We start from the raw sequence: 17,448 nt of genomic DNA, 5'->3' as shown, positions 1-17,448 counted from the left end.
TTTAAGATTGGGTTAACTCAAGCGCACGTTGATAAGCAACTTTTTTCTTAATACCTGTTAAATCGGCAGCAAGTTGAGATGCTGCTTTAACTGATAAGTCTTGAAGTAAGCGTTTTAAAAGCTCATCTAGTTTTTCTTGTTCAAGATCTGTTTTTTCTGGTGCGCCGCCAACTACAAGTACAATTTCACCTTTTTCTTGGTTATGGTCGTTTTCAATAAAGCTGACCAAGTCTTTTAAGGTCATTTTTTTGATCGTTTCAAAGGTTTTAGTGATTTCACGTGCGAAACCAACTGGGCGATTTTCACCCAATACCTCTGCCATATTTTTTACACATTCTAAAATACGGTGTGGTGCTTCATAAAAAATTAAGGTTTGAGTTTCATTTTTGAGTTTCTCTAATTGAGAAATACGTTGAGAAGCTTTTGATGGTAAAAAGCCTTCAAAACTAAAACGGTCACTTGGTAAACCAACTGCACTTAAAGCAGCAATTGCCGCACATGCACCAGGCACAGGCACAACTCTAATACCATGTTCTTGAGCAGCACGAACTAATTTAAAACCAGGGTCGCTAATAAGCGGCGTACCTGCATCACTAATTAAAGCAATATTGTCGCCCGCAAGTAATCTTTGAACTAACTGCTCAATTTTATTGCTTTCGTTATGATCATGACACGCAGTAAGTTGAGTCGATATATTATAGTGCTTAAATAGTTGTGCTGATTGACGTGTATCTTCGGCAGCTACAATAGAAACTGATTTTAAAATATCAATTGCACGGAAAGTCATATCATCTAAGTGCCCGATTGGGGTGGCTACAACGAATAACTGAGCACTCATTTGGTTTTACTCCGTACAGATAAACAATTTTAATCGGGTAGTTTACCCGAAATTATGATTTGGGCGTGAACAATGTCTGCTAACCTTGGCTTTTCGAAAATGAAATGATTTTCATTTGTTCAATTTAAGTCAGAAAATACAGATAGATTTAACAAAAACTTAAGCATAAAAATATGTGATGCTACTTTTAACTTGGGGAAGATAAAAATGTTACTAGCACAGCAGTTAGGTAAATGGGCAGAACAAACGGCATTAAACCTGTTACAAGCACAGAACTATGTATGGGTGACCAGCAACTACTATTCACGCCGTGGTGAAGTAGACTTGATTGTTAAAAGAGGACAAGAACTGGTTTTTGTGGAGGTAAAGGCACGTACTATAGGAAATTATGGACAAGCCTGTGAAATGGTGACATGGACAAAGCAGAAGAAAATTATCAAAACTGCGATGCGTTTTTTACAGCGCTATCCATCTTATCAGGAATTTTATTGTCGTTTTGATGTGATTTGTTTTGATTTTCCACAGAAAATTGCAAAAACAGTACAGCAAGACTTTTCAAAATTCCATTATGATCTGCAATGGATCGAAAATGCATTTACTTTGGATTAAGAGTTCATTACTCTTTTGAGCAAATTTAAGTCTGATGCTTTATGATCAAGCCAAGAAAAGATTGATAGGAGTCTGGTGGAGTGTTAAACCGTATTGCTGTAACAATGCTTTGTGTCGCAAGTTTATCGGGTTGCGCAAGTTTTATTTCTGGTGGAACAGGCACAGCTCCAGTCGGAACAGACAGCGGTGTCCGCAGTCTGGGCCAAGTGTTCATTGACTCTTCAATTAAACGTACAGCAAATATCAACCTTTATAAACTTGATCAGCGCTTTAAGCAGTCACGTATTAATATCGAAAGCTTCCACAGTACTGTTTTATTAACAGGACAAGTGCCAGACCCATATTTAAAACAATTGGCAGAAGATAATCTTAAAGCCATGAGCGATGTGAAAGCTGTACATAACTACATTACCGTTGGTAATAAAGTCAGCTACAACACGATTATGCAAGACGCGGGTGTAACTGCCAATACACGTGCGCTTTTAATGAAGGCACCTGTAGTTTCTGATAGTAAGGTTCTCGTACATACCGAAGACGGCGTACTTTATGTCATGGGACGTTTAAATACTGCTGAAATTAATGATTTGAATAGCGTCTTACAAAATGTGGGTAACGTAACTAAAATTGTTACTTTAATTGATAACGTTGACTTAGCGCCTGCACCAGCAGCGAGTACTGCAAGTGCAACGGCTACTCCGGTTATTAATAACGTCATTGCTCAACCAACAGTTCAAACTCCTGTTGCAATTGATCCTGACCAAACAGATCCAGCTTCGAATGCACAGTAATATATGAATCTGATTGAACAACTACAAAGCAAAATTGAACAGGCGCGAACTCTTTATAAAGAGTTCCGCCTTTATGATTTGGGGAGTTTTGCTTTAAACCGTTTTACGCCTAAAGATGGTTTTGAACAGGTTGCCAATGTCCGTTATGGTTTAAAACCGCGTCACCGTTTGGATATTTACCGATCTGTTAAAAAACTAGCACATCAGCCGCTTATCGTTTTTGTACATGGTGGTGCTTGGCAGCATGGTAATAAGCGAGATTATCTTTTTATTGGCGAAACATTTGCTAAAGAAGGTTATGACGTTGCAGTTATTAACTATCAATTAGCGCCTAAAAATATTTTTCCAAGTTTTGTTGATGACTTGACTCAGGCATTGAATTATTTACATCAAAACCAAGAAAAGCTGGAAATCTCTACAGAAAATATTGTACTTATGGGGCATTCGGCAGGGGCATTTAATGTCATGTCTGCTGTTTATCATCCAAAACCAAACCCTATTCAGTGTTTAGGCAATATTAAGGCAATTTTTGGTTTAGCTGGACCTTATCATTTTGATTATAAGGGTGACCCACTAGCTGAAGATGCTTTTGATCAAAGTATTTCTTATCAAGAGGTGATGCCATACTATTTCGTCAACCAAAATAGTATTAAACATTACTTGCTCATGGCTGAAAATGATCAACTTGTCGGCAAAGAAAATACATTAGATTTGGATCGCGCATTAAGACAAAGTGGAAATCACAGCCATATAGCCGTGATTCCTAAAACTGGCCATATTACAATTTTAGCCAGTCTTTCTAGTTTTATTAGCCATTATTTCAGAACGAAAAGAACGATCTTACATTTTCTTGAAGAAGTGTTTTAAACGAAAGTCTCGTTTAAAACACAGCAGATTACCCAGCTTGGGTAATCTGCATAATCATTGAATGAGCAATACTTCCTTTAAATGGAATCTCAGGTAATTGATCAATTTTGAAGAATTGTGCATCTGCAATTTCTTCTTCTTGAAGCTTAATTTCACCCGACTCATATTCTGCCCGAAAAGCTACCATAAGGTTACTTGGGAATGGCCAAGGCTGACTTGACATATATTGAATATTTTTGAGTTTTAAACCGACTTCTTCGAAAGCTTCACGTTGTACTGCTTCTTCAAGTGTTTCACCCACCTCAACAAAACCTGCAATCAAACCATACATGTTGGTTTTATTGTGAACTGACTTCGCTAGTAAGATTTCATCATCACCACGAGTAATGACGGTAATAATGCAAGGGTTTACACGAGGGTATTGGTGATAGCGACAAGAAGGGCACACCATCGCATATTCGGTTGGATGAACTTCTGTCGGATGTCCACAGTGGCTACAAAATTTATGGTTACGTCGCCATTCAAGTAATTGAACAGCTCGGCTCGCTTGCAAAAACTGTTCTTTCGACCAACTGGTAATAAGCTGGCGAATTGGGACAAGTTGTAAGCCTTCGGGAATAGGTTCCTCAGCAAGCAAGTCACGCGCAATGACCTGCTCGTCATGAGTGAAAAGTAAATCACTTGCTAACTTTTCGACTTTGGGTAATTGAAGGTTCTGGTCAACCAGTAATTGTTGATGATGGAAAATATAAGCAAGTGATAATTCAGACATTAAGCTGCCTTTTTTTGAAGTTGTTGACTACTCGACAATGCTACATTAAACATGGATTGTAGAACAGGTTGTTTATTTTTTAAATTGTCAACTAACATGTCAATACCTGCTAATACATTAAAAATACAGTGAATTTGGTTAGTATTAAAAGGCTGTTTTTGTTCAAGTTGCTCTTGAACAAATTGAGCAGTTTGGAGTAAAGCTTGTTGTTGAATCGTGCTTCCTAAAAATTCGGCTGCACCCGCTAACTCTTTTAACGAACCTGCAAGTGCTTCAATATTTTGTGTCTGATCATTTGCATACAAAGTAAGACTTTGACAGATAAAATCAATTAAATTTTTTGTCTCAATAAGCAAGGCTTGGTGTGCTTCATCAAGACGGTCTAAAGAAATATCCGTATTGTTCACATTAAGTTGTAAACGATTTGAGGTGAATTGACGTACTAAAATACCAATTGAGTTCATGGCCGACAAAATACTGTTCATCAGCTGCTGCGCATAGTTCTCATCACTTAAAATATTGAGTTGATTTAAGCTGCTAGCTTGCTGAGAAAGTGCAGATGAGGCGTCATCTAGATTAAGAAGTTTAAAGGTATAAGCTAGCTGTAAAAGGCTCGCTTGGAGTTGCTGTGCTTTTTCAGACGACATATTTTGATAGTTGTACTCAATATCGTTCCGCACCTTATTCATTTCATCCAAGATTAATTGGCTGACGGTGTGCATCGTGTCAAAGTCAGGACCAAAAAGATGGCGACTTAAAACGAGTAGTTGAGTGTCTGTTGGTGTTTCATCACCAATATGAAGTTGGTTACGAATATGGTGGGCAATCTCATCTTCTTGAGCGATGAAAATATTTAAAATATCTGCAAGTGCAGCTAAATCAGGCTTGAAAGTTTCCGGAGTTGCTAAGAACTGACCAATCTGACTTTCGATATTAATGAGTACACGTAGGCGTGGATCATTTAAAGGTAGGTCATCAATATGGTTAAAAGCATAATTGACGAGCTGCCAATATTGTTGGCTTGGCTGAGTGTTCGCCATGCTAACCAAATAGGTTGCAATAAGTTTAAAGGCTTGAAAATTTTGGGTTGAAGCTGTCTTTTTTAAAAATTGATGTAGAGATAATTTATAGAGTTGATGGATGAACTGAGTTTTTTCACTAATTAATATTTCAGGCGAAGGCAGTTCGAGCGAAGTATCTGCAAGTAAGGGAACAAGAGCCTGTCCTGATGTAGTGAGTGGTTTATTTAAAGCTAATTCTAAATTATTTAAGGTCGTAAGAAGAAACTGTGGAATTTGTATTTCGCGCAAACAGATAAATTCAATATAACGTTTTACCATGGTCGTGCCTTCGCTTAAGGCAACGACATCATCAGTATTAATTTGTGCTGGATTTGCAATAATTTTTTGCATCAACTCAGTTGAATACTGAGTGATTTTTGCAAGATAGGGGATATCAATTAAGCGTAGTACTTGAGTGCATTGCTTAAACTGTTCTAATGCATCATCAATACCAAAAGGGAGAGTTTGTTCTTCAATTAAGGTACTTACAGCACCTTCAACCAGTTTTATTGAACGATCAATTTCATGTTTAATGATGAGTAAGGCTGTTGGATCGAAATGAATCGACGTATGCTCAGACATAAACGTTCCCCTTTGCAAAAAAATCAATTGTTATATTCGTAGTGCTCATTAAATTGAGCTAAAAATCTATGCGACTAATATAACTTAACTTGCAAAGGGGAAAAGCTAAAAACACTAAAGAATCAAAAATTTATTTTGCAAAAAGGCAAGGTTCTCCGTGTTTTTCCTCATATTCTTTGACCCAAGTCTCATGTGTATTTAATTCTTCCTCAGAAGGGTAAATTACAGGAAGGTCAATTTGAACTCTGCTTCTATTGGTTGTTTGCTGGCTATTTTCACTCTGAGATAAGGCATCTATATCAAAAGAAACCTGACCACCAGTCATTGCTAAATAAACATCAGCAAGAATTTCAGCATCGAGTAATGCGCCGTGGAAAGTACGGTCACGTGCCGGAATTTCATAACGTCTTACGAGCGCATCAAGAGAGTTTTTTTGTCCTGGATGTTTGTTCTTCGCTAAAGCTAAAGTATCCGTTACCTCACACACTTCAGAAAGCGCAGGAAGTCCTGCGCGTTTAAACTCCATATCAAGGAAGTTCATATCGAAGGTTGCGTTATGGGCAATAATCTCTGCACCTTTGAGATAATCAAACAAGGTATCTGCAATATCCGCATAGAGCGGTTTATCTTTTAAGAAATCATCACTGATCCCGTGGACGTTTTCTGAATCTCCCACTGGTTTTTGTGGGTTAATATAAATATGAATTGAGCTACCGGTAAGTTTCCGGTTAATCATCTCAATCGCGCCCACTTCAATAATGCGGTCGCCATCTTGGAAATAAAAACCAGTGGTTTCCGTATCGAGAATCAGTTGGCGAGGACCTTGTAATTTTAATTTGGCTTCGGTCACAACGATTTGAGGATGAATATTTTTGCTTAGCTGCTTACTTTCTTGCTCGGCAGTTTCAACTTCGATAACTTCTTCATCTTCAATAATCATCTCAACTTCTTCAGCTGCCTCAAGGTGAATATTTTCCTCTTCAGTTACTTCTACCAGATCAAATCCGAAAGGGTCGTCTAGTAACCAGTCCTGTTCAGGCTTTTTTATATCTTGCGGTACAGTGGCAGGCTGTGGTTGTTTGAGTTCTTTAGCAGTTTTGTCTGCACCTAAATTAGCTAACTGGTCTGCCATTTCATTGCCCGGATGTCCTGCATGGCCTTTAATCCAGTTCCACTCTATATTTCTACCTGCACAGACAGCATCTAATTTCTGCCAAAGGTCAGGATTTTTTACATCTTTCCAGTTTTTCTTTTTCCAGCCATGAATCCACTCAGTAATACCTTGCTTCACATAATTTGAATCTGTCCAGATAATTAAGTGAGCATCGGCTGGGCAAAATGAAACACCTTCAATGGCAGCAGTGAGTTCCATACGGTTATTGGTCGTATTAGGCTCACCACCAAATAATTTATGTTCACCCTGCTCAGTAATGACATATGCGCCCCAACCACCTAAACCCGGATTGCCACGACATGCACCATCAACATACAGTGTGATTGTTTGAGACATAAATCGAAACCTAAACTAAAAGAAAAAGAACTGAATATGGTGTATTGTATACGCAAAAAGTTCGGTTCCATCGTATCAAAGCAAGGTTTTTTTAATTTCTTGTAACATTTCCATGCAAATGACATTAAATTATTGCCTTGTCTATCTTGCATGCTTTACTACAATGGCATCGAAGACCCAGGGTTTGTGGGCAGACCCCAAAAAAATATTACGCGAGTTGTTTGGAAGTTTTTATGTATAAACCAACCACATTTGTGTGGCAGCCATCTGCAGCATCATTGTTCAAAATTACCGTACTTAGCTCTGCGTTAGCTGCGTTGGGTATTACAACAGGCTGTTCATCGACTCCGCAATCTGCAAAAACCTCAAAATCAAAACAGGTCAGTGGTGCAGGTTATTTAGATGCGAGTAGTCTTGATTCGTTGGAAGACTTACTTTCAGCAACTGATATGCGTGCTGTAGAGGGTGACCGTCTGCTTATTTTAAAGCACGGTGATGTCTGGAAGCGTATGTCTGTGGGTTTCAAAATGGATCTAAACCATTGGGATTCACGTATTGAAGCTCAGCGTAGTTGGTTTATTTCTCGTCAGCCTTACCTTGATCGATTAAGTGCTCGCGCAAGTCGTTATTTATATCATACAGTCAAAGAAGCTGAACGCCGCGGATTGCCGACAGAACTTGCATTATTACCTGTAATTGAAAGTTCATATGACCCAGCTGCAACAAGTAGTGCAGCGGCAGCAGGTCTATGGCAGTTTATTCCGAGTACTGGTCGTATTTATGGCTTAAAGCAAACAGGTACGTATGATGGTCGTCGTGATGTTGTTGAGTCGACCCGTGCAGCGTATGAGTTTTTAGGAAGCTTATATAACCAATTCGGCTCTTGGGAACTCGCTTTAGCAGCCTATAACGCAGGTCCTGGACGTATTCAACAGGCGATTAATCGAAATCAGGCAGCTGGTCTACCAACAGATTATTGGTCATTAAAATTACCTCAAGAAACCATGAACTATGTTCCACGTTTCTTGGCTGTTGCCCAAATTATTAAAAACCCAAAAGCTTACGGTATTTCTTTACCACCAATTGCAAATAGACCCCATTTCCGTGAAGTGACTTTATCTGCGCCTTTATCTTTAAGCGAAATTGCTTCTGTAGCTGGATTAAGCCGTTCGGAACTCTATGCATTAAACCCAGGATATCGTGGTGAAATGGTAGACCCTGCAAGTCCAATGCGTATCTTGATTCCAGCAGATTTAAGTCCTTCAATTGACAATAAATTAAAACGTCTTAAATCGGGTGGCGGTTCAGGCTGGTGGGCAAATGTGACTTCACCATCTAAGCCAGATGTAAGTGCTTCAACCTCGGTAACAATTAAGACAACGCCTGCAAATCAGGTTCAACCTGTTAAACCGTCAACACCTACTAAAACAACAAGCAGCTCTAGCACAGTAAAAACTTCAACACCTCGCGGGTCTGATGCTTTAGCCGCGTTTGCAGCTTCGGCTGATGTACCGAGTGCTCCACGTATTCCTGTCGCTGTGACACCAGCGGCAAACATTAAGCAAGTGAAGACGGAGCCACCAATCTCGGCTGCAGAGCGTGAGAAGATTTTAGCGGCAGTTCGAGCTGAAGGTGAGAAAGAAACAGTTCAGCAAGCTTTAGAGCCACAACCAACACAGGCTGAAAAAGATCAGGTGGTTGCTGAGTTGAAAGCTCTTGCCCCACAAGGAACGGAAATTGTTGATCCTTATGACGGCAAAATTAAGTTAACTGCGATTCAAACGAGCCAATCGGTTGCAGAGCAACAAGGTAAAGAAGTAAGTAAAGGTTTTGCATATCCAAAAACTTTAGCTGAAGACGTGACTGTAGCTAACTCTGAAGATGGCCAGCGCAATAAAGATAAGCCTTACATTAAAACTGATACAGATGTAGTGGTTGTGCAGCCTAAAGGTAAACGTAGTACCTATACAGTTTTACCGGGTGATACTTTAGCCGTTATCGCGATGAAAAACGGCGTAAACTGGCGCGATGTTGCGAAGTGGAACCAGATTGACCCTGAAAAAACGTTATATGTTGGTTCAACACTTTATCTTTATGACGCTAAGCCACAAGAAACTCAAACGACTTCGAAAAGCACAGCTAAACCTGATGTATATGTGGTTCAGGCTAACGATAGCTTAAGTGGTGTCGCAAACCAGTTTAATTTGTCAGTAAGACAATTGGCTGAATATAACGATTTATCAGTGACAGATGGCTTATTTGTAGGGCAAAAACTACAGTTAAAAGAACCAAAGAATAGCCGCTCAAGTACTAAAGCCGAGCCAAAAGCAGTTCAGGCAAGTGCAAAACGTATAGCAACTAAGAGCTATACTGTGAAGCGTGGTGAATACTTGAAATTAATTGCAGATCGTTATGCGCTCTCGAATCAGGAACTTGCTGAGTTAACCCCAGGTTTAACGGCAGGTAGTAATTTGTTGGTCGGCCAAAAAATTAATGTGCCTACACAAGATATTACTGTAGATGAAGTAGCTGAAACTAAGACCTCTACTAAAACTGAGAAAGCGTCAGCAAATGTTTCTTATAAAACAGAAGGCTATAAAGTACAACGTGGTGATACTTTATCGAGTATTGCAACCAAATCAAAAATTAGCCTAGCTGAGTTAGCCGAGTTAAATAACTTAAAAGCAAATAGCCATGTACAGCTTGGTCAAACGTTAAAAGTACCAGCAGGCTTAAGTGTTCCTGAACAATACGTTGTACAGTCTGGTGATAGTTTAAATGCGATTGCGAGTAAATATAATTTGCAAACTAGCTATTTGGCTGACTTAAATGGTTTGTCTCGTACGGCTGGCTTACGCGCTGGTCAACGCTTAAAACTCACAGGTACAGTGGAAGAAGAAGAACCAAGCAAAGCTTCTAAAAATACCAAAGAAGAAACACCAGAAACTTATACAGTCAAATCTGGTGATAGCTTAGGTAATATCGCTAACCGTTATCACTTACAGTTGGATTACCTTGCTTCATTAAATGGTCTTTCACGTACCAGTAGCGTTCGTGTAGGGCAACGTTTAAAGCTAACAGGTGATGTACCTACAGTAGAAACAGCTAAAGTAGATACTAAGTCTTCAACTAAAACAGTTGCGGCTGGTAAAAACACTGAAAGATATACTGTGAAATCTGGTGAGTCTTTAAATAGTATTGCGAGCCGTGCAGGTATTTCAGTGCGCGAACTTGCTGAAATGAATGCATTAAAAGCGAATGCTAATTTACAGCGCGGCCAGAATATTGTGATTCCAAAAACTGTTGTGGAATACAAAGTGAAGCGTGGTGATACATTAATTGGCCTTGCTAGCAAATATGGTTTAGAAACCAATTTCTTGGCTGAGCTGAATAATTTAACGCCTTCTACTCAGCTTCGCATTGGTGATGTAATTAAAGTGCCTAATTTATAAAATAATTAGCAACTTATGCATAAATCATCTTTTCAACTGAGCCTGCTAGTCGGGCTCAGTGTCATTTCGCATGCAGTTTTTTCTGCACAGCAAACCACCTCATATATAGCGATTCATTCCAAGCCTAAATATTTGGGAATGATGGTAATGCCATATGCAAACCCTAACGCTCCAAAAGGTGGTTTGTTAAGTCAGGCAGCCCAAGGAACTTTTGATAACCTCAATAGTATGAATGGGAAGGGGAATGCAACAGAAGGTGTTAATTATCTTTTTGATACTTTAATGACGCAGTCGTTAGATGAGGTCGGGGTTTTATATCCGCTTTTGGCACAGAAAGTGAGTTATGACTCAGAAAAAACGCAGTCTGTTACTTTCTATTTAAACCCTAAGGCTCGTTTTAGTAATGGACAGCCGGTCACTGCAGCAGATGTTAAGTTTAGTTTTGATGCTTATCAGACGAAGTCAAATTTAGGTTTACAGATGTACCTTGCTGATTTGGCAAAAACAGAAGTAATAAACACCCATCAGGTAAAGTTTAGTTTTAAATCTACGCATAACCCTAAAATGCCATACATTTTGGCAACCTTACCCATTTATTCAAAAGCAGATTGGCAAACAAGAGATTTTAGCCGAATTACTTTACAACCAATTATTGGCTCGGGACCGTATGTCGTTGAACGAATTGATCCGGGTAGAAGCATTAGTTATAAAAGAAATCCAAATTATTGGGCAAAAGATTTGCCTATTAATAAAGGACGTTATAATTTTGATCGATTAAAATATGTTTATTATCGAAATTGGGATATTGCTTTTGAAGGATTTAAATCTGGGCAATACACTTTGCATGAAGAGACTAATCCAAAAAAATGGGTAACAGATTATCGATTTCCAGCCGTAAAAGCAGGGCTGGTTGCTCAATATAAGTTTCGTCACCATAATCCCATTGCCACTGAAAGCTATGTGTTTAATACACGACGAAAACCTTTAAATGATATTCGTTTTAGACAAGCCTTAACCTATGCCTATGACTTTGAATGGCAAAATAAAGCTTTGTTTTATGGACAATATCAACGCCTTCAAAGTTATTTTGAAAATAGTGAATTAGCAGCAACAGGTCGACCTTCAAAAACTGAATTAGAGTTATTAAAGCCGTTATTGCCTAAGTTATCTCCACTCATGCAGCAAGGTGTTTTAGCAAACTGGAAATACCCAGTTTCAGATGCGAGTGGGTTTAACCGTCAGAATTTGTTAACTGCACGGCAATTACTCATACAGGCTGGCTACAAAGTTAAAGAAGGACAGCTATTTACACCTGAAGGGAAAAAAGTTCAGCTTGAGTTTTTGATTCAGCAAGATGGTAAACAACGAACACTCATGCCTTTTATTCGTAACTTAAAAAAGTTAGGCATTGCGGTTAATTTACGTCAGGTTGATGCACCGCAATATTTAGAAAGAACTCGTCGTTACGATTTTGACATGACCACGATGAACCTGCCGCAATCTCTCAATCCGGGCAATGAACAATCTCAATTTTGGGGAAGTGTAGCCGCAGTGCAGGATGGAAATTACAATTATGCGGGAATCCGCAATCCAGTAATTGATCAAGTGATTTCAAAACTCGTTGCGAGTAAGAGCCGTGAACAACAGATTATTTATACTCGCATTCTCGATCGATTGCTTAGAGCCGGTTATTATCAAATCCCGACTTATGGTAAAGGTGAAAACTGGTATGCTTATTGGAATATGTATCAACAACCTAAAGTTAAACCAGCACTTTCTTCTGGGATAGAATATTGGTGGAGTGATGCAAATAAAGCCAAAAAGTTGCCAAGTATTTACATCAACAATAAAAAGCACCTGCCATAAAGGAAATCCTGTTATATGGGTTCATATATTCTCAAGCGACTTCTTTTAATGATTCCCACATTATTCGTCATTTTGTTGATTAACTTTGTGGTTGTGCAAATTGCACCGGGTGGGCCAGTTGAGCAAGCAATACATCAGGCACAAAGTGATTTGGGAATTGGTCGTGCATTGAGTGCAGAAACTTATTATCAAGGTGCCCAAGGTCTAAGCCCTGAAATGCTTGAACAAATTAAGGCACAATATGGTTTTGATCGTTCTGCTCCTGAACGGTTTTTCTTAATGTTAAAAGGCTATTTAACTTTAGATTTTGGACAAAGTTTCTTTAAAGATAAACCTGTTGTGCAATTGTTATGGGAAAAAATGCCTGTTTCCATTTCACTTGGGCTGGTGAGTACTTTGCTCATTTACCTCATTTCTATTCCGCTGGGAATAAAAAAGGCAAGGCAGCAGGGCTCTTGGTTCGATCGCTCCACTTCATTAATCCTCGTAGTAGGATATGCTGTCCCAAGTTTTGTGTTTGCCATTTTGTTAGTTGTTTTTTTTGCAGGTGGCTCTTATTTTCAATGGTTTCCATTACAAAATTTAGTCTCAGATAACTTTCATCAACTGAGTCTTTGGGGCAAAGTTACTGATTACTTATGGCATATGACTCTGCCACTGATTACTATGGTATTAGGCGGTTTTGCCAGTTTAACTTATTTAACTAAATACTCATTTTTAGAAGAACTCAATAAACCCTACGTTTTGGCAGCCTATGCAAAAGGTCTAAATAGCCAACAAGTGCTATATAAACATGTCTTTCGTAATGCCATTTTAGTTGTGCTGGGCGGGTTACCAGAAGCGTTAGCGGGTATTTTCTTTGTAGGTAACCTGTTTGTAGAAATTATCTTTCATTTGGATGGGGTGGGTTTGTTGGGCTTTGAAGCCCTTGTTCAGCGCGATTATCCTGTTATTTTTGGTGTCTTATTTTTCTTTACTTTATTTAGCCTAATTTTACGTCTCATTTGTGATGTGTTGTATCAATGGATTGATCCTCGAATTCACTTTGATGCACAAGGGGACAAATAATGTCTTCGATTGTGCGGACTCGATTACAGCGCTTTAGACAGCATAAATTGGGCTGGGCCAGCTTTATTTTATTTAGTGTGATTTTGGTCTTGTCATTAGCTGCGGAGTTGATCGCTAACGATAAACCGCTGTTAGTAAAGTATGACGATTCTTACTATTTGCCTGTGCTAAAAACATATCCAGAAACCACGTTTGGTGGTGTGTTTGAAACAGAAGCTGATTATAAAGACCCCGCCGTACAAACGCTTATTGAGGCTAAAGGTTGGGCAGTGTGGCCACTCGTTAAGTTTTCTTATCAAACGCCCAATTTAGATTTGGCCGTTCCGGTGCCATCACCACCCTCCAAACAAAACTGGTTAGGAACAGATGATCAGGGCAGGGATGTTTTTGCCCGTATTCTTTATGGCTTAAGAGTGTCGTTACTTTTTGGTTTAGCCTTAACTTTCTGTTCCGCTTTATTTGGAATTACCGTTGGCGCTATCCAAGGTTACTACGGTGGCTGGATCGATTTATTGGGACAAAGATTGATTGAAGTCTGGAATGGCTTACCCATGCTTTTTATGGTCATGATTTTAGTCAGTATGTTTGTGCCAAACGTATATTGGCTATTTTTCATTATGTTGTTTTTTGGCTGGACCGTTTTGGTGGGCATCGTTAGAGCAGAGTTTTTGAAAGCTCGCCAGCTAGATTATGTTCGTGCAGCCCAAGTATTGGGAGTGACTGATCGCGCTATTATTTTTAGGCATATTTTGCCAAATGCGATAAGCTCGAGTTTATCGCAATTACCATTTATTTTAACGACTAATATCAGTGCTTTAACTGCCCTTGATTTTTTAGGGTATGGTTTGCCACCCGATGCAGCTTCATTAGGTGAATTATTGCTACAAGGTAAAAATAACTTAGATGCACCATGGCTAGCAATTTCAGGATTTTTTAGTTTGGCAATTGTTCTTTCACTTTTAATTTATATTGGGGAGGCGGCCCGTGATGCGTTTGACCCAAGAAAATGATTTAAACAACGTTTCAACATTATTAAAGGTAGAGCATCTTTCGGTTCAAACCAAAGCTCACAAGGTTTTATTGGATGACCTGAATTTCCACTTAAATGAAGGGGAAACACTTGCTATTGTTGGCGAAAGTGGTTCAGGTAAATCGATGAGCTGCTTAGCAATAATGGGGTTGCTACAAGAAAAATTAGAAATAACAGGTCAGGTCTGGATTGGCTCACAAAATATGCTTGAGCTAGATGAAAAAGCTCAATCAAATTTACGCGGTCGCCAAATCGCTATGATTTTTCAGGAGCCTGCTACTGCATTAAATCCGCTTCATCGTGTTGAAAAAATTATAGGGGAAAACCTTCTATTATCGGGTTTCTCAAAACTTGTAGTTCGACAAAAAATAGTTGAACTGCTTAAAGATGTGGGAATTGTTGAACCAGAGCAAATTTTAAAACGCTATCCGCATGAGCTTTCTGGTGGACAAAGACAACGTGTCATGATTGCGATGACATTGGCACTTCAACCTAAAATTTTGATTGCTGATGAGCCTACTACTGCATTGGATGTGGTTTTACAGATACAGATTTTAGAGCTATTAAAATCTTTGCAAAGCAAATATGGAATGGCACTTATTTTAATTAGCCATGACCTCAATTTAGTACATCGCTATGCTGAGAAACTTATTGTATTGCAAAGTGGGCGTGTAGTAGAGCAAGGTGAACTGAGCCAAATTTTTACAAACCCTAAAACAGCTTATACAGCACAGTTATTAGAGCATGATTTTGGAAGTGTAGAGCCTAAATCCGCTCAACAAAACGTTTTATCAGTACAACACCTCAGCGTACAGTTTCCGATAAGAAAAGGAATTTTAAATCGTATTCAAGGATATTTCACCGCAATAGAGGATTTGAGTTTCGACCTTGCTCTAGGTGAATCGCTTGGGGTGGTTGGTGAAAGTGGTGCTGGTAAGTCATCTTTAGCCCTCGCTTTGGTTCAGCTTATTCAGAGTAAAGGGCAGATTGTTTTTTTAGGGCAAGATTTGAATCAGCTACAGCCAAAAGTGCTACGGTTGATGAGATCAGATTTTCAACTTGTTTTCCAAGACCCATTTGGCAGTTTAAATCCGCGTATGACAGTAGGGCAGATTATTGCTGAAGGGGTGAAAGTGAAAGTAGTAGCTGATAACGAGATCAAACAGCAAATTGAATCTGTATTGGTAAAGGTTGAATTGGCTGAAGATTTTCAACATCGTTATCCTCATGAACTTTCAGGTGGACAACGTCAACGCGTGGCTTTAGCTAGAGCTTTAGTGGTTCAGCCTAAACTTTTAATTTTGGATGAACCTACCTCTGCCTTAGATCGGACCACGCAAAAAGCTATGATCAAGTTGTTGAGACAATTACAGCAAACCGAGCAGTTAAGTTATATTTTTATTAGTCATGATCTCAATATAGTGAAAGCACTGTGCCATAAAGTGATGGTATTGCGTCATGCAAAAGTTGTTGAATATCAGGAAACTGAACTCCTATTTTCTAAGCCTCAAACTGAATATACCAGAAAATTAATTAGATCATCTCTTTAAAAAAAGATCTTAATTAATTGTTTTTAAATAAAATAATTAAAATTTTTATTTTATGCAAAAAGTTGCATATTTTTATATTCTTTAAAATTGACATGTGCTATTGTCAGTTATCGATTATGCCTTGACACGCCCAATAATTCATTTAAATTAGAGTAATTGCTCTAAAAAATCAAAAAAAGAGGTTAACCATGAACCAGATTGCTCAACCCATCACGATACGCAATACCACCTTTAAAAACCGAATTATTAAAGGCGCAATGAGTGAAGCGCTTGCAAATTATGAAGGCCAACCAAATGACTTACATTTGGGTCTATATGGTGCATGGGCAAAAGGTGAGCTTGGCTGTGCAATTACGGGTAATGTCATGGTAAATGCCGGAGCGAAAAATGAACCGGGTGTTGTTGTTATTGAAACTGAACGTGACTTAGAGCGCTTAAAAGAGTGGGCGGCATTAGGTAAAAAATATGGCATGGTTCAGTTGATTCAATTATCGCATCCAGGTCGCCAGTGTCCAAAAGGTTTAAATAAAGAAACTGTAGCACCATCAGCAGTACCTTTTAGTCCAGCATTAGCAACCATGTTTGGAACACCACGTGAATTAACTCATGAAGAGATTCTAGATATTATTAAACGCTTTGCCACAGCAGCTCAAATCTGTGAAAAAGCAGGTTTTGAAGGAGTACAATTACATGGTGCACATGGATATTTAATTAGCCAGTTTTTATCGCCATTAACCAATAAGCGCACAGATCAATGGGGTGGTTCCGTTGAGAATCGTACTCGTTTTTTACTCGAGGTTTATAAAGCGGTACGTGAAGCGACTTCAGATAATTTTATCATTTCAGTGAAGCTTAACTCGGCCGACTTCCAACGGGGCGGAATTAGCGAAGAAGATGTAATTTCTGTGTTTAAAGCAGTGGATGAAGCTGGTATCGATTTAATTGAAATTTCAGGTGGTACTTATGAGGCACCAGCAATGGCTGGAGCTAAGGCAGATAAACGTAAAGCAAGCACGATTGCACGTGAAGCATACTTTTTAGATTTTGCAGAGAAAATCCGCCAGCATGTTAAATGTAAACTCATGGTGACAGGCGGTTTCCGTACTGTAGAAGGCATGAACGCTGCACTTGAAAGTGGAGCATGTGACTTTATTGGTATTGCTCGCCCATTTGCAGTAGAAACCGATTTAACAGAGCGTTTAATTGCAGGGCAAGATGTTCGCTATGCCGTGAAACCGATTAAAACAGGCTTACCATTTGTCGATAAGATGGCAATTATGGAAATTATTTGGTATGCCGCTCAATTTAAAACCATTGGTAAGGGTAAAAAACCAAATCCAAAACTTTCACCACTAGTGGTGTTTTTAAATTATGCCAAAGGCAATATTAAAGCGGTGATTCAAGGACAAGTGAATTCACGTAAGTCTGCGTAAACCAGATGCGCCATTTCAAAAA

12 protein-coding genes and 1 pseudogene are annotated in these 17,448 nt (G+C 39.0%); 9 read left to right on the top strand and 4 right to left on the bottom strand.

Features of this window, described 5'->3' with window-relative positions; all coding sequences use genetic code 11:
• Window position 1: 1 nt before the first annotated feature.
• On the bottom strand, window positions 2–838 hold the full coding sequence (gene rsmI, locus F931_RS13280; protein ID WP_016141854.1) for a 16S rRNA (cytidine(1402)-2'-O)-methyltransferase: 837 nt from the start codon (window positions 836–838) through the stop codon (window positions 2–4).
• 207 nt (window positions 839–1,045) lie between these two features.
• On the opposite strand from rsmI, the gene F931_RS13275 reads away from it, so the two are divergent.
• The 3 genes from F931_RS13275 (at window position 1,046) to afmiD (ending at window position 3,102) form a co-directional block, all read left to right on the top strand.
• Complete coding sequence (locus tag F931_RS13275; RefSeq protein ID WP_016141853.1) at window positions 1,046–1,447, top strand: YraN family protein; 402 nt, start codon at window positions 1,046–1,048, stop codon at window positions 1,445–1,447.
• Window positions 1,448–1,527: 80 nt separating this feature from the next.
• Entirely contained in the window at window positions 1,528–2,235 is a 708-nt protein-coding gene (locus F931_RS13270) for a BON domain-containing protein (protein ID WP_016141852.1), read from the top strand.
• Window positions 2,236–2,238: 3 nt separating this feature from the next.
• Window positions 2,239–3,102 (top strand): alpha/beta hydrolase, encoded by an 864-nt coding sequence (gene afmiD, locus F931_RS13265; protein WP_016141851.1) that lies wholly within the window; start codon window positions 2,239–2,241, stop codon window positions 3,100–3,102.
• Between the two features lie 28 nt (window positions 3,103–3,130).
• On the opposite strand, the gene nudC is transcribed toward afmiD, so the two are convergent.
• The 3 genes from nudC to dnaQ form a co-directional block, all read right to left on the bottom strand.
• Window positions 3,131–3,874 carry an NAD(+) diphosphatase gene (nudC, locus tag F931_RS13260; protein ID WP_005070517.1) on the bottom strand — a complete coding sequence of 248 codons (744 nt, stop codon included), beginning with the start codon at window positions 3,872–3,874 and terminating at the stop codon, window positions 3,131–3,133.
• Window positions 3,874–5,517: a hypothetical protein gene (locus F931_RS13255; RefSeq protein WP_016141850.1), complete on the bottom strand. Its 1,644-nt coding sequence runs from the start codon at window positions 5,515–5,517 to the stop codon at window positions 3,874–3,876. Before F931_RS13255 ends, nudC begins: the two co-directional genes overlap by 1 nt.
• A 130-nt stretch (window positions 5,518–5,647) precedes the next feature.
• Window positions 5,648–7,027 (bottom strand): DNA polymerase III subunit epsilon, encoded by a 1,380-nt coding sequence (gene dnaQ / locus F931_RS13250; protein ID WP_016141849.1) that lies wholly within the window; start codon window positions 7,025–7,027, stop codon window positions 5,648–5,650.
• A 233-nt stretch (window positions 7,028–7,260) separates the two neighbouring features.
• Between dnaQ and mltD the strand changes: the two genes are divergently transcribed.
• The 6 genes and pseudogenes from mltD (at window position 7,261) to noxB (ending at window position 17,426) form a co-directional block, all read left to right on the top strand.
• Window positions 7,261–10,479, top strand: a complete 3,219-nt coding sequence (gene mltD / locus F931_RS13245; protein WP_016141848.1) for a LysM peptidoglycan-binding domain-containing protein — start codon at window positions 7,261–7,263, stop codon at window positions 10,477–10,479.
• Between the two features lie 15 nt (window positions 10,480–10,494).
• Window positions 10,495–12,329: pseudogene (locus F931_RS13240) on the top strand (extracellular solute-binding protein).
• 31 nt (window positions 12,330–12,360) lie between these two features.
• Window positions 12,361–13,413 carry a microcin C ABC transporter permease YejB gene (gene yejB, locus F931_RS13235; protein ID WP_016141846.1) on the top strand — a complete coding sequence of 351 codons (1,053 nt, stop codon included), beginning with the start codon at window positions 12,361–12,363 and terminating at the stop codon, window positions 13,411–13,413.
• The gene (yejE, locus tag F931_RS13230) at window positions 13,413–14,423 is read left to right on the top strand and encodes an ABC transporter permease (RefSeq protein ID WP_016141845.1); all 1,011 of its coding nucleotides are present in this window, start codon (window positions 13,413–13,415) and stop codon (window positions 14,421–14,423) included. Before yejB ends, yejE begins: the two co-directional genes overlap by 1 nt.
• Entirely contained in the window at window positions 14,398–15,993 is a 1,596-nt protein-coding gene (gene yejF / locus F931_RS13225; protein ID WP_080649497.1) for an ABC transporter ATP-binding protein, read from the top strand. The genes yejE and yejF overlap by 26 nt, the downstream gene beginning before the upstream one ends.
• A gap of 188 nt (window positions 15,994–16,181) precedes the next feature.
• A complete protein-coding gene (noxB, locus tag F931_RS13220; RefSeq protein WP_016141843.1) occupies window positions 16,182–17,426 on the top strand; it encodes an NADH:flavin oxidoreductase/NADH oxidase family protein in 1,245 nt (414 codons plus the stop codon).
• The last annotated feature ends 22 nt before the right edge of the window (window positions 17,427–17,448 follow it).

The organism is Acinetobacter pittii ANC 4050 (assembly GCF_000399685.1).
GTDB lineage: Bacteria > Pseudomonadota > Gammaproteobacteria > Pseudomonadales > Moraxellaceae > Acinetobacter > Acinetobacter pittii_E.
This window is presented reverse-complemented; position numbering and strand designations above follow the sequence as displayed.